The following is a 13,155-nucleotide window of genomic DNA, read 5'->3' on the forward strand; positions in this document are numbered from 1 at the left end:
GCTCACAAATACGTGATCCTCGCCTATGACCAGCTGCTGCTCCGTCCGCTCGTCGCGTGGGCCGACAAGTTCCGCATGGAGACCACGAGTTCGGGCAACGCGCCGCAGTCCTGGCTGCTCGACATGATGCCGCCGGCGACTTTCCGAAGATCATCCTTGGCGTCGCCGTGATGGCGCTATTCGTCACGCTGTTCAACCGCGCGCTGTGGCGCCCCCTGTATGCCTTCGCCGAATCAAGGCTCCGACTCGACCAGGAGTAAAGCCATGCAAAACGTCATTCAAGCCATCCCCGCCGACCTGCTCCCGTCGTCGCCGCGCCTGGGCGCGCAGGTGCTGAACATCGAGCACGTGAGCCGCGGCTTTCATAAAAATCAGAGCGAGCTGCTGGTGCTCGACGACGTGAATCTGACGCTGCGCGAGGGCGAGATCGTCGGACTGCTCGGCCGCTCGGGCTCGGGCAAGTCGACACTGCTGCGCATCATCGCCGGTTTGATCCGGCCGACGAGCGGCAACGTGACCTACCTGGGCAAGCCGCTCGACGGTCCAGCCGAGGGCGTCGCGATGGTGTTCCAGACCTTCGCGTTGTTTCCGTGGCTGACGGTGCTGCAGAACGTCGAAGCGGGGCTGGAGGCGCTCGGCGTCGGCATCGAGGAGCGGCGCACGCGCGCGCTCGCGGCGATCGATCTGATCGGTCTCGACGGCTTCGAAAACGCGTATCCGCGCGAGCTGTCGGGCGGCATGCGGCAGCGCGTCGGCTTCGCACGCGCGCTCGTCGTCGATCCGACCATCCTGCTGATGGACGAGCCGTTCTCCGCGCTCGACGTGCTGACCGCCGAAACGCTGCGTACCGACCTGCTCGACCTGTGGAACCAGGACCGCATGCCGATCAAGGCGGTTCTTATAGTCACGCACAACATCGAGGAAGCCGTTTTCATGTGCGATCGCATCCTCGTACTGTCGTCGAACCCCGGGCGCGTGGTGGCCGAGACCGTGGTGCCGTTCGCTCATCCGCGCAACCGGCTCGATCCGGATTTTCGCGCGCTCGTCGACGAAATCTACGCGAAGATGACCGCGCGCCCCACTGGAGCCGCGGCCAAACGCGAACTCGAACCCGGCAGCTGGTTGCCGAACGTGTCGACGAACCTGATGGCTGGTCTGATCGAAACGCTTGCGGCAGCGCCCTATAACGGCCGCGCCGACATGCCCGAGATTGCGCGCACGCTGCAGTTGGAAGTCGACGAACTGTTCCCGATCGCGGAGATGCTGCAGTACCTCGGCTTTGCCGAAGTCAGCGAGGGCGATGTGTTCCTCACGCCGCCCGCGCATCGATTCGCCGAGGGCAGCACGCAGGAGCGCAAGATCATGTTCGCCGATCATCTGTTGCAGTGTGTGCCGCTCGCCGCGCGAATCAGGAAGGTCCTCAACGAACGGCCCGGACATCGCGCGCCGCGCGTGCGCTTCGAGCAGGAGCTCGAGGACCTGCTGTCCGACAGCGCGGCGCAGGAAACCCTCGATGCGGTGATCGACTGGGGCCGTTACGCGGAAATCTTCTCGTACAACGACAAGACGGAAACCTTCAGTCTCGCGGATGTCGAGACCTAAGCAGGGCCGAAACGAAATGGCCGCGGAGAACCCGACGCAGGTGCTCCGCGGCCATTTTCCAGTTCGCACCGATCTTCACGGATTGATCTCGCCCGCACCGGGCCGGCCACGCAGCCGCCCGGCGATGCGGCCGAACGCGTACCACTGCTGAGCGATCAGCCCATCCCCATACGAACGCGCGGCACCATGCGGCGCGGGCAGCTGATCGCGGATGCCGGTCGGCTCGACGGCGCGCTCCCACGACGCGGTGCCGAACAGCATGTCCCACCACGGGAACAGCACGCCGAAGTTGCAGCCGTAGCGGGTGCCTTCGTGGCCATAGCCGATCGCATGATGACGCCGATGAAACGCCGGGCTCACGATCAGGCGTTCGAGCAGCCATCCATACGGGAGGCGCGCATTCACGTGCTGCACGCTCTGCATGAAATTGCCGAGCGCGACGAGCACGACGAATTGGTTTGGCTGCACGCCGATGAACAGCGCAATGGCCGCAAAAAACGCCGCCTGCAAGATGTCGTCCAAAAAGTGATTGCGGTCGTCGGCCCACAGCGACATCTGCCGCTGACTGTGATGAACCGCATGCAATTCCCACCACACGCCGAACCGATGTTGCCAGCGGTGATACCAGTAGCCGGCGAAATCGAGCACGATCAGGTAGATCAGAAACGACACGAGCGGCTGATCGGTGACGCCCGGCCACAAATCATCGACGTCGATGTTGGGCACGTCGTGGATCGCCATCAGGCTCTGCCAATGATTGAAGAACGGCTGCAGCAGAAAGAAGAACGCAAGATTGACGATGCCGAGCTTGGCGATCCACGTGTAGACCACGTCCGCGCGCAACGCCCTGCGGTCCGCCCATGTCTCCACCGGGCGCAGCGCTTCGAGCGGGCGCAACACCAGGTACGACACCAGTATCTGCATCGCGCCGACGATCACCCAGTAGAGCGCGTCGTAAGTGTCTTCGTCATAGCCCATCAGATTGAAGCGGTAGAAGATCGGCTGGACCACGTCGACGTACAGCAGCGTCTGCAGGGCTGAGATGCCATTGTCGAGTTGAGCGACGAGTTCGTGAATCATGTAAAGCCTTTCGGGTTGCCTCAGTCGGGATTGGGCGCGTAGACCGGCGCGCGGTTGGCGAAATAAAGACCGTGCGGCGAGCGCCCCACCACGATCGTATCCACCAGCCGATGCGTGCTCAGGTCGATGACGCCGACGTGCCTCGCGAAGCGGAACGTGACCCATAGATAGCGCCGGTCCGCCGATAGTTCCATGTCGTCAGGGCCCGGCATCAAACCGGTTATGTCGGCCACTTTGGTCAGCGTGTTGTAATCGAGAATGCTGATCGTGTTCTCCACGCGATTCGACACGGCGAGATGCTGGCCATCGTCGAGATTGCGGAAGTTGTGCGCGCCGCGGCCCGTGTGGATCTTCTTCACGAGTTGGCGGTTCTTCCAGTCGACCACCGCGACATTGTCTTCGCCCGTCATGCCGACGAGCAGATAACGATCGCCCGGGGTCATCCAGAGTCCGGCCGGCGTCTTGCCCACATGCAGCGTCCACGACACTGACTGTGTCGGCAGATCGATCGCCGCGACCTCGCCCGTGCCCTGAAGCGTGACGAACACGGTGCGGTTATCGGCTGCAAAGGTCAGGTGGCTCGGGGTCTTCGCGAGCGGAATCCGCTTCGCGAGCGTCACGTTCTCGCCATCGTAGCGATAGATATCGAGGCGATCGAGCCTCAGGCCCGCGGTGACGAACCACTTGTGGTCGGGCGAAAAACCAAGCTGGTACGGGTCTTCGATGCCCGCGACACGGCGTTGCACCCGGCCGCTGTGCGGGTCGACGAACATCAGGTCGTTCGAAAACGCATCCGCGACGATCAGCGAACGACCATCGGGCGTGATCATCAGATGATGAGGCTCCTTGCCGGTCGGCTCGGTGCCGATCACTTTGTGCGTGACGGGATCGATCAACGTAAGCTGCGCTTCGCCCGAGTCGAGCACGATCACGTTGTCGGCGGCGTGGGCGAGATGAGGCAATGTCAGCGAACAGCAAGCCAACGCCACGAAAGCGCCGGTTTTTGTAATCGAAGCGAATGCGAATGTCACGAACCGGATAGGACTCTGAAATACGACGCTGGGCATCGGTGCGGCCGATGCGGAAGAAGACCTGCCGTGTGAAGTCTACGCGCAATCGCGTGGCAAATGTGATGAAGATCGCGGCCGCGCGAGCCTCGAACTCGCGCCGCCCAACGATGAAGATTCAGGCCTTCGTTCGCGAGAACGCCGTCGCGCTATCGCTGCACGACATGCCGAACCTCGGCCAGTTGTTGCCGGCGCTGTTCGCCCTGCCGCTCCAGCATCCAGCCCGGATACTCGGCGGGCAGCGCGCTGACCTCGGCGAGCTTCGCGAGCTCATCGGCGGATAGCGCGACGTTGGTCGCCGCGATGTTGTCGTCGAGCTGCTCGATCTTCTTCGCGCCGACGATCACCGTGCTGACGACACGCTGATGCAGCAGCCACGCCAGCGAGATCTGTGCGACCGATACGGTCTTCGCCGCGGCCATCTCGCGCATCACGTCGATGCAGTCGTACGCACGCTCGCGATCGATCGGCGGAAAATCGAAAGTCGTGCGACGGCTGCCCGCTTCACCCTGCTGTTCACGTCCGTACTTGCCGCTCAGAAAACCACCGGCGAGCGGGCTCCATACCATCAGACCGAGGCCTTCGCTTTGCAGCATCGGCACGAGCTCGCGTTCGAGATCGCGGCCCGCGATCGAGTAATACGCCTGCAACGTTTCGAAGCGCGCGGTGCCGAGCCGCTCGGCGATGCCGAGCGCCTTCGCGATTTGCCATGCGGCCCAGTTCGACACGCCGACATAGCGCACGTGGCCGTGCTGCACGAGCGTATCGAGCGCGCGCACGGTTTCTTCGATCGGCGTGGCCGGATCGAAACCGTGGATCTGATAGAGGTCGACGTGATCGAGTTGTAGACGCTTCAGGCTCGCCTTGATGCCGTCGAGGATGTGATAGCGCGACGCACCGCGCGCGTTGGCGAACTCGCCGGTCTGGCCGAACACCTTGGTCGCGATCACGACCTTGTCGCGCGGCACTTTCAGATTTTTGAGCGCGTTGCCCGTGATGAGCTCGGACAGGCCGCCCGCGTAGACGTCGGCCGTGTCGATGAAATTAATGCCCGCGTCGAGCGCCCGGCCGACCAGCCGCTCCGCGTCGCTTTGCTGCAGATCGCCGATCTGCCGCCAGATGCCTTCGCCACCGCCGAAGGTCATCGTGCCCAAACACAACTCCGATACAAACACACCGGTACGGCCCAACTGGTTATATCGCATCGTCGACGCTCCATCGTGGGGACAGGGAGAATCGTCAAGCGTACTGCAAATGGCGGTGGCTGGCAGGACGGGCGCACGCGGCGAAACTACGAATTCCAGCAGTTACGCAACGCCCAACGCGCCGCACACGAGCGCCGAAAACCTGCGAGACTGACCGCTATTGCGTCGGCAGCGTGGAATGCCCAGCAACTGCAAAAACGGGCGCCATTAGCGAGTACTGATCCAGCCACCCCCACTGGATATCCCCCGCGCCGCCCTCATCTACACGAGCATGACTTCGGCAAAAACTGCCGCCGCACTCGACGCGGCGCCCCGCTCCCGCAAGGCCCGCTCCACCGCGAACGCGGCGCGGCCCGTCGCACCTGCCTTACCGCCAGCTCCGCAGGCGCTCGCCGGCTTTCACCCGGCCGTTGCCAGCTGGTTCCAGAAAACCTTCGCCGCCCCGACCGATGCGCAAGCCGCCGCCTGGCCGCAAATCCGCAGCGGCCGCTCGACGCTGGTCGCCGCGCCGACCGGCTCCGGCAAGACGCTGACGGCGTTCCTGTCCGCGCTGAACGACCTGGTGTCGCAAGGCCTCGCGAACGACGGCGTGCTGCCCGACGAAACGCTGGTCGTCTACGTGTCGCCGCTGAAGGCGCTGTCGAACGACATCCGTCTGAACCTGCAACTGCCGCTCCAAGGCATCGCCGCGGAACTCGACGCGCTCGGCCTGCCGCCGCTCGACATCCGCACCGCCGTGCGCACCGGCGACACCACGCAGCAGGAACGCAACGCGCTGAAAAAACGCGCGCCGCACATTCTCGTGACGACGCCCGAGTCGCTGTACGTGCTGCTCGGCTCCGATTCGGGCCGCCGCATGCTGGCGACGGTGCGCACGGTGATCGTCGATGAAATTCACGCGCTCGCGGGCAGCAAGCGCGGCAGTCATCTCGCGCTGAGCCTCGAACGGCTCGACGCGCTCTGCGGCCGGCCCCTGCCGCGCATCGGGCTGTCGGCGACGCAAAAGCCGGTCAGCGCGGTCGCGCGGTTTCTGGTCGGCGGCGCGAGCCTCGATAGCGACGTGCCGGCCGAGTGCGCGGTGATCGACGTCGGTCACGTCCGCGCGCGCGACCTCGCGCTGGAGATCCCGCCGGTGCCGCTCGAAGCGGTGATGGCCAACGAAGTGTGGGAGCGCGTCTACGACCGGCTCGCCGAACTGGTCGCGCAGCATCGCACGACGCTGATCTTCGTCAACACGCGCCGCATGGCCGAGCGCGCCGCCCGCCATCTGACCGAGCGGCTCGGCAAGGACGCGGTCGCCGCGCACCACGGCAGCCTCGCGAAAGAACATCGTTTCGACGCCGAACAGCGCCTGAAACGCGGCGAGCTGCGCGTGCTGATCGCGACCGCGTCGCTGGAGCTCGGCATCGATATCGGCGACGTCGATCTCGTCTGCCAGATGGGTTCGCCGCGCGCGATCGCGCCGTTCCTGCAACGCGTCGGCCGCTCGGGACACCACGTCGGCGGCATGCCGAAGGGGCGGCTGTTTCCGGCCTCGCGCGACGATCTGCTCGAATGCGCGGCGCTGCTCGATTGCGTGCGGCGTGGCGAGCTCGATGCGTTGCGCATCCCGCGCGCGCCGCTCGACGTGCTCGCGCAACAGATCGTCGCGGAGGTATCGAGCGCCGAGTGGAGCGAGGATGCGCTGTTCGACATGCTGCGGCGTGCCGCGCCGTATGCGGATCTGCCGCGCGAGCAATACGACGCGGTGCTGCGCATGCTCGCCGAGGGCTACACGAGCCGCCACGGTCCGCGTGCTGCGTATGTGCATCGCGATGCGGTCAGCGGCACGTTGCGCGGCCGGCGCGGCGGCAAGCTGGTCGCGGTGACCTCGGGCGGCACGATTCCCGAGAACGCCGATTACGCGGTCGTGCTCGAACCGCAGGCGCTCAATATCGGCACCGTCAACGAGGACTTCGCGGTCGAAAGCCTCGCCGGCGATGTGTTCCAGCTCGGCAACGCGTCGTACCGGATTCTGCGCATCGAAAGCGGCCGCGTGCGGGTCGAGGATGCGCAAGGCCAGCCGCCGAACATTCCGTTCTGGCTCGGCGAGGCGCCGGGGCGCAGCGACGAGCTGTCGTTCGCGGTTGCGAGATTGCGGGAGCAGGTCGAAGCGTTGCTGACGGAGGGCGAGACACGAGCAACCACGGCAACCGCCGTAGCCGCAAGCGAACTCGAGCCCACCGCGCCGCGTCTCGACCACGCTATCACCTGGCTCGCCGACAACCTCGCGCTCGACGAACCGGCCGCGCGCCAGATCGTCGAATACCTGGCGCGCGCCCGCGCCGCGCTCGGAGTCTTGCCGACGCAGAGCACGCTCGTGATGGAGCGCTTCTTCGACGAATCGGGCGGCACCCAGCTCGTGATCCACTCACCGTTCGGCAGCCGCGTGAATCGCGCGTGGGGGCTCGCGCTGCGCAAGCGCTTCTGCCGCAGCTTCAACTTCGAGCTGCAGGCGGCGGCCACCGAAGACGCGATCGTGCTGTCGCTGACCGGCAGCCACTCGTTCGTGCTCGACGAGGTGTGGCGCTATCTGCATTCGAACAGCGCCGAGCATCTGCTGACCCAGGCGCTGCTCGATGCGCCGTTATTCGGCGTGCGCTGGCGCTGGAACGCGACGACCTCGCTCGGCCTGCCGCGCTACACGGGCGGGCGCAAGACCGCGCCGCAACTGCAGCGCATGCGTAGCGAGGATCTGCTTGCAAGCGTGTTTCCCGAACAGGCCGCGTGTCTGGAGAACGTCGTCGGCGAACGCGAGGTGCCGCGCCACCCATTAGTCGACCAAACCATCGACGACTGCCTGCACGACGCGATGGACAGCGAACGCTGGCTCGCGCTGCTACGCCAGATCGAGCACGGCGAGTTGCGGCTCGTCGCGCGTGATCTGCCGGCGCCGTCGCCGCTCGCCGCCGAAATCCTGACCGCGAAACCGTACGCGTACCTGGACGACGCGCCGATCGAGGAGCGCCGCACCCAGGCGGTGCTGAACCGCCGCTGGACCGACCCTGAAAGCGCCGACGATCTCGGCGCGCTCGACGCCGCCGCGATCGACAGCGTGCGCGACGAGGCCTGGCCGCAAGCACGCAACGCCGACGAAATGCACGAAGCGCTGACGGGCCTCGCCTGCATCACAGAAGCCGAGGCGCGCACGCATGAAGATTGGCCGACTCTGCTTGCGGCGTTGGCGAAAGCCGGCCGGGCGACGCGCTTGCCGCTCGCCGCGCAAGCAGACGCAAGCACGGGCAACGACGACGTCAGCGACGGCGCACTGTGGCTGCCCGCAGAACGCCTGACCTGCTTCGAAGCGCTCTACCCCGGCGTCGCGCGCAATCGCTACACGCCGCCGCTGAGCGCCCCGAAGGGCTACACCGAAAGCTGGAGCGCCGACGACGCACTCGTCGACGTGCTGCGCGCGCGGCTGACCGGTTTCGGCCCGCTGACGGTCGACGCGATCGCGCGCCCGCTCGGATGGCCGGCCGCGCGGATCGAACCGGCGCTGATCCGTCTCGAGGCCGAAGGCTACTTGTTGCGCGGCCGCTTCACGCCGCACACGAGCCACGAAGAATGGTGCGAGCGGCACCTGCTCGCACGCATCCATCGCTACACGGTGAAGCGGCTGCGGCGTGAGATCGAGCCGGTCGAGCGGCACGACTTCATGCGCTTCCTGTTCGAATGGCAGCATCTGACGCCGACCACGCGCGCCGAAGGCCGCGACGCGCTCGCCGCCGCGCTGGACCAGCTCGAAGGCTTCCAGGCCGCGGCCGGCGCATGGGAGGAGGACATCCTGCCCGCGCGGGTGCGCGCCTACACCAGCAGTTCGCTCGATGAGCTATGCCGCGCCGGCAAGATCGTCTGGACCCGCCTGACCGAGCGGGCGCGCGGCGCCGCCGGTCCGGTCCGCGGCACGCCGATCGTGCTGCTGCCGCGCGCGCAGTTGCGCGCCTGGCGCGCGCTGCTCGATCCCGCGCGCCAGGTCGAGTTGTCGGCGCTCGCGCAAAGCGTGCACGACACCCTCGCGCAACACGGCGCGATGTTCTTCGACGAACTGCTCGCCGAGGTGCGCGTGCTGCGCATGGAGCTCGAAAACGCGCTCGGCGAGCTGGTCGCGGCCGGCCTCGCGAACTCGGACAGCTTCGCGGGTCTGCGCGCGTTGCTGAAGCCGGTCGCCAAACGCAACGCGTTTTCCAGCAGCCGGCGCGCGCGAGCGAGCGCGCTGATCGGCGGCATGGACGACGCCGGGCGTTGGGCGCTCGTAAGCCGTCCGTCCGCCGTCGCGCCGGAAAATCCGTCCGAGCGGCGCAGTCAGTTGCCGCCCGAGGTGCTCGAACACGTCGCAATGACGTTGTTGCGCCGCTACGGCGTGGTGTTCTGGCGCGTGCTCGAACGCGAGGCCGAATGGCTGCCGCCGTGGCGCGATCTGCTGCGCGTGCTGCAGCGGCTCGAGGCGCGTGGCGTGATCCGCGGCGGGCGTTTCGTCAACGGGCTCGCGGGCGAGCAGTTCGCGCTGCCCGAGGCGATTCCGCTGCTGCGCGAGGTGCGGCGGCAAGCGAACGACGGTGCGCTTATCTGCGTCGCGGGAACCGATCCGCTGAATCTCGTCGGCACGCTGCTGGTCGGCGACAAGGTGCCGGCCGTGACCGGCAACCGCGTGCTGTATCGCGACGGCGTGCCGGCGGCCACGCTGGTGGCCGGCAAGTTCTGCTTCGACGCGGCGCTCGACGCCAATCCGATCGACCGCGAACGCGCCCGCGCGCTGCTCACACACCGCTTCTAACGACGTCACCGTGGCCTCGTTTTGCCATGCCATCGTGCCGCCGCGCGCGGCCACCCCGGCTCGTGCTCCTGGTTAGCAAAACGTTAATGATTCGTCGCTCGAATTGTCACGCTTGGATACAATGGGACAGTTTCACTTTAGTATGAGGAAGACCGTCTGCCGCCGCCCGCCTTGATAGCGACCGCCGGCACTCTCCGGGGATTTCATGAGCGACGAGCTACACGACCAGGTGCTTCACGCGCGGTTCGGCACGAGCAGCCCTCGCTGGCGCCTAGCGGCGGCCAGCGACACGCTGGAACTCGCGCCGGCGCACGGCCACGCGGCTGCCGGCGTCGCCATTCCCCTCAACTCTTGCCAAGCCTCCCAGATCCGCGCGCTGAGCGGCGTCACCTCGCACGTAGTCGTCGACGTGCAGTTGGACGGCGCGCCGCTGCGGCTGCATCTGGTCGGCAAGAAACTCGATTGTCATCGCTGGGGCGGCACCGCCTCGACCCATGCCGACACCGAATCCGTCGCGCGCGCACTGCTGCACGGTCTGTCGTTCGCCGAACAGGTCGTCTCCGAGGTCAATTCGGTCGTCGTCATCGTCGACCGGCACGGCCGGATACAACGCTTCAACCGGCTCGCCGAGGAGCTGACCGGGCTCAAGGAAGAGGACATCATCGGCCGCAGCGTCTGGACGCTGTTCATGTCGTCAGACGACGGCGCGGTCTCGAACCAGGTCAGCGCGCACTTCTTCAACCGTGGCGAACCGTACGAGATCGAACGGCGCATCAAAACGGTGCATGGGGAGCGGCTGTTCCTGTTTCGCAACAAGTTCGTGAGCAGCGGCAGCGGCATCGAAGACCAGTTCCTGATCTGCTCGGGCACCGACATCACTGAGCAACGGCTCGCGCAGGACCGGCTGATCGAGCAGGCCACCACCGACCCGCTCACCGGCCTCGCCAATCGCAACGCGATCCAGGAGCGCATCCAGATCGCGATCGAACAGGCCGCGCCCGGCGAAACCATCGGCGTACTGTTTCTCGATCTCGACAACTTCAAGAAGGTCAACGATCACTACGGCCACGTGTTCGGCGACCGGCTGATCTGCGATGTGTCGGACGCGATCCGCAACTGTCTGAATCCGGGCGACTCGCTCGCGCGCCTCGGGGGCGACGAGTTCATCGTGCTCGCGGCGAAGGGCTCCGCGCATGGCCTGGAAAACACCGCGCAGCGCATTCTCGATCGAATGCGCATGCCGTTCGCGGTCGGGCTCGTCGAGGTCTATACCGGCTGCTCGATCGGCATCGCGCGTTGGCCCGAGCATGGCGAAACGCTCGAATCGCTGATCCGTTCGGCCGACACCGCGATGTACGTCGCGAAGGACGAAGGCAAGCGTACGCATCGCGTGTTCTCGCCGGACATGAACCGCCGCGTCGCTGAGTTCATGTGGCTCGACACGAATCTGCGCCGCGGGCTCGAGGAAGGCCAGTTCGCGCTGCACTATCAGCCGAAGCTGAACCTCGCCACGGGCGCCGTGCAAGGCGCGGAAGCGCTGGTGCGCTGGAACTCGCCGGAGCGCGGGCAGATCATGCCCGCGGAATTCATCCGTTATGCCGAGGAATCCGGCTTGATCGGCGTGCTCGGCCGCTGGGTGATGGAGACCGCCGCGAAACAGGCGGCCCGCTGGAAGGCGGCCGGCTATGACCTGCGCGTCGCGATCAACGTGTCGGCGCGACAGCTCACGGATACGGCCGTGGTCCGCCATTTCACCGAGGCGTTGCAGCATGCGAGCCTCGATCCCTGCCTGGTCGATCTCGAGTTGACCGAAAGCTGTCTGATCGAAAACGAAGCGGCCGCGATCGAACTGATCAAGCAGTTCCGCCAGCTCGGCGCGCAAGTGCATCTGGACGACTTCGGCACCGGTTACTCGTCGCTGTCGCAACTCGGCCGTATTCCGCTCGACGTGATCAAGCTCGACCGCAGCTTCACGCGCTCGATCCACGCTGATATGAAGGCACAGGCGCTGGTGCGCTCGATGGTCGCGGTCGCGCAGGAACTCGATTTCCAGGTCGTCGCCGAGGGGATCGAAACCGATGCGGAAGAAACCTTCATGAAGGGCCTGGGCGTCGATTACGTGCAGGGTTTCCTGTACGCGCGGCCAATGCCCGCCGCCGAATTCGAGCGCTGGCTGCTCGATAGGCGCAAGCTCAGGCTGATCGCCTGAACCTTGCTGTCGCGCGCTTCAGCCGAGGCGCGCGGACCAGCCTGCCACTTCGTCCGCACTCATTCCGACGGCGCGCGCCGCGGAGTTAATTTGCATCCACGTAGCCGCGTCGATCGGAATGCCGGCGGCCTCGCGTTGCGCGCGCGTGACGCGCTCGGGTTCGCCGGGTTCGTAGATGCGCTCGGTGCCCGCCGCGAGCGGCGACGCCTTCACCCACGCGAGGAACGCATCGGCTTCGGCTTGCGCATCGGGCGCGTCGAATGCGGTCGGATCGATGATCACGGACAGCATGCAGTTGATGATCGCGTGCGTGGTGCCGAGCGTGTCGGCGTGCGTCGTGAAGCCGCCCGACAGCGCACCGCCGAAAATCTCGCACATCGCCGCGAGCCCGAAACCCTTGTGGCCACCGAACGGTGTCAGCGCGCCGAACGGCGCTTCGTGCATGACTTTCGGTTCGAGCGTCGGCATGCCTTCGTGATCGATCAGCGCGCCGGGTGGCGTGTGCTTGCCCTGGTTATACGCGACGCGCGTCTTGCCGAACGCGATGGTACTGGTCGCGAAGTCGAGCACGAGAGGCGGCTTGCCGGGTCGCGGATAAGCGGCGCAGAACGGATTCGTGCCGATGCGGCGGTCCGCGCCGCCGAACGGCGCGACGAGCGGATCGCCCGCCACGTTGACGAAGTGGAACGACACCAGGCCGGCGCGCGCGCACTGCTCGGCCCAGTGCCCGATGCGGCCGATATGATGCGCGCCGCGCAAGCCCACCGCGCAGATGCCGAGCCGCCGCGCGCGCTCGATGCCCCGCTCCATCGCCTCGAACGCGATCACCTGACCGAAGCCCTTGCCGCCTTCGACGGTCAGCACCGCGCCCGCGTCTTTGATGACGTCGGCATGCCGATTAAGTTGCAGTTGCTGGTCGGCGAGCGATTCGACATAGCGCGGGATCATGCCGACGCCATGCGAGTCGTGTCCGGTCAGATTCGCGGCCACCAGATGATCGGCGATCAGCTCCGCTTCGCGCGGCGCACTGCCCGCTCGCTCCCAGATCGCCCTGACGTAGGCATGCAGTTGATCGGCCGGAATCCGGGGCGTGTTGGCTTGGTCAGTCTGGGAGTCGGTCATTCAGCTTATCGGTGTGGTTCGAACGGAGAAGAAAGCATCAGTAAGCACGGGCCCGGG

8 protein-coding genes and 1 pseudogene are annotated in these 13,155 nt (G+C 66.1%); 5 read left to right on the forward strand and 4 right to left on the reverse strand.

Annotated features, from left to right (window positions below; all coding sequences use genetic code 11):
• Positions 1–12: 12 nt before the first annotated feature.
• The 3 genes and pseudogenes from G5S42_RS06670 to G5S42_RS06680 all read left to right on the forward strand — a co-directional run bounded on the left by G5S42_RS06670 (position 13) and on the right by G5S42_RS06680 (position 1,602).
• A complete protein-coding gene (locus tag G5S42_RS06670; protein WP_176104964.1) occupies positions 13–171 on the forward strand; it encodes a hypothetical protein in 159 nt (52 codons plus the stop codon).
• Positions 117–260, forward strand: a pseudogene (locus G5S42_RS06675) (ABC transporter permease subunit); the annotation flags it as partial. The gene G5S42_RS06670 and the pseudogene G5S42_RS06675, both read left to right, overlap by 55 nt.
• 4 nt (positions 261–264) lie before the next feature.
• Positions 265–1,602, forward strand: coding sequence for an ABC transporter ATP-binding protein (locus tag G5S42_RS06680; RefSeq protein WP_176106078.1), 1,338 nt, complete (start codon positions 265–267; stop codon positions 1,600–1,602).
• Positions 1,603–1,677: 75 nt separating this feature from the next.
• Here the strand turns inward: G5S42_RS06680 and G5S42_RS06685 are convergent, their stop codons facing one another.
• The 3 genes from G5S42_RS06685 to G5S42_RS06695 all read right to left on the reverse strand — a co-directional run bounded on the left by G5S42_RS06685 (position 1,678) and on the right by G5S42_RS06695 (position 4,954).
• Positions 1,678–2,682 (reverse strand): sterol desaturase family protein, encoded by a 1,005-nt coding sequence (locus G5S42_RS06685; RefSeq protein ID WP_176106079.1) that lies wholly within the window; start codon positions 2,680–2,682, stop codon positions 1,678–1,680.
• A gap of 20 nt (positions 2,683–2,702) precedes the next feature.
• Positions 2,703–3,749, reverse strand: coding sequence for a YncE family protein (locus G5S42_RS06690; protein WP_217709847.1), 1,047 nt, complete (start codon positions 3,747–3,749; stop codon positions 2,703–2,705).
• Between the two features lie 149 nt (positions 3,750–3,898).
• Entirely contained in the window at positions 3,899–4,954 is a 1,056-nt protein-coding gene (locus tag G5S42_RS06695; protein ID WP_176106081.1) for an aldo/keto reductase, read from the reverse strand.
• A 271-nt stretch (positions 4,955–5,225) separates the two neighbouring features.
• Here G5S42_RS06695 and G5S42_RS06700 point away from each other — a divergent pair, with 271 nt between their 5' ends.
• Together G5S42_RS06700 and pdeR are read left to right on the forward strand one after the other, a co-directional pair.
• Positions 5,226–9,767, forward strand: a complete 4,542-nt coding sequence (locus tag G5S42_RS06700) for a DEAD/DEAH box helicase (protein ID WP_176106082.1) — start codon at positions 5,226–5,228, stop codon at positions 9,765–9,767.
• A 205-nt stretch (positions 9,768–9,972) separates the two neighbouring features.
• Positions 9,973–11,976: a cyclic di-GMP phosphodiesterase gene (gene pdeR, locus G5S42_RS06705; protein ID WP_176106083.1), complete on the forward strand. Its 2,004-nt coding sequence runs from the start codon at positions 9,973–9,975 to the stop codon at positions 11,974–11,976.
• An 18-nt stretch (positions 11,977–11,994) separates the two neighbouring features.
• On the opposite strand, the gene G5S42_RS06710 is transcribed toward pdeR, so the two are convergent.
• A complete protein-coding gene (locus tag G5S42_RS06710) occupies positions 11,995–13,098 on the reverse strand; it encodes a malate/lactate/ureidoglycolate dehydrogenase (protein WP_176106084.1) in 1,104 nt (367 codons plus the stop codon).
• Positions 13,099–13,155: the final 57 nt, after the last annotated feature.

Source organism: Paraburkholderia youngii (genome assembly GCF_013366925.1).
GTDB classification, from domain to species: domain Bacteria; phylum Pseudomonadota; class Gammaproteobacteria; order Burkholderiales; family Burkholderiaceae; genus Paraburkholderia; species Paraburkholderia youngii.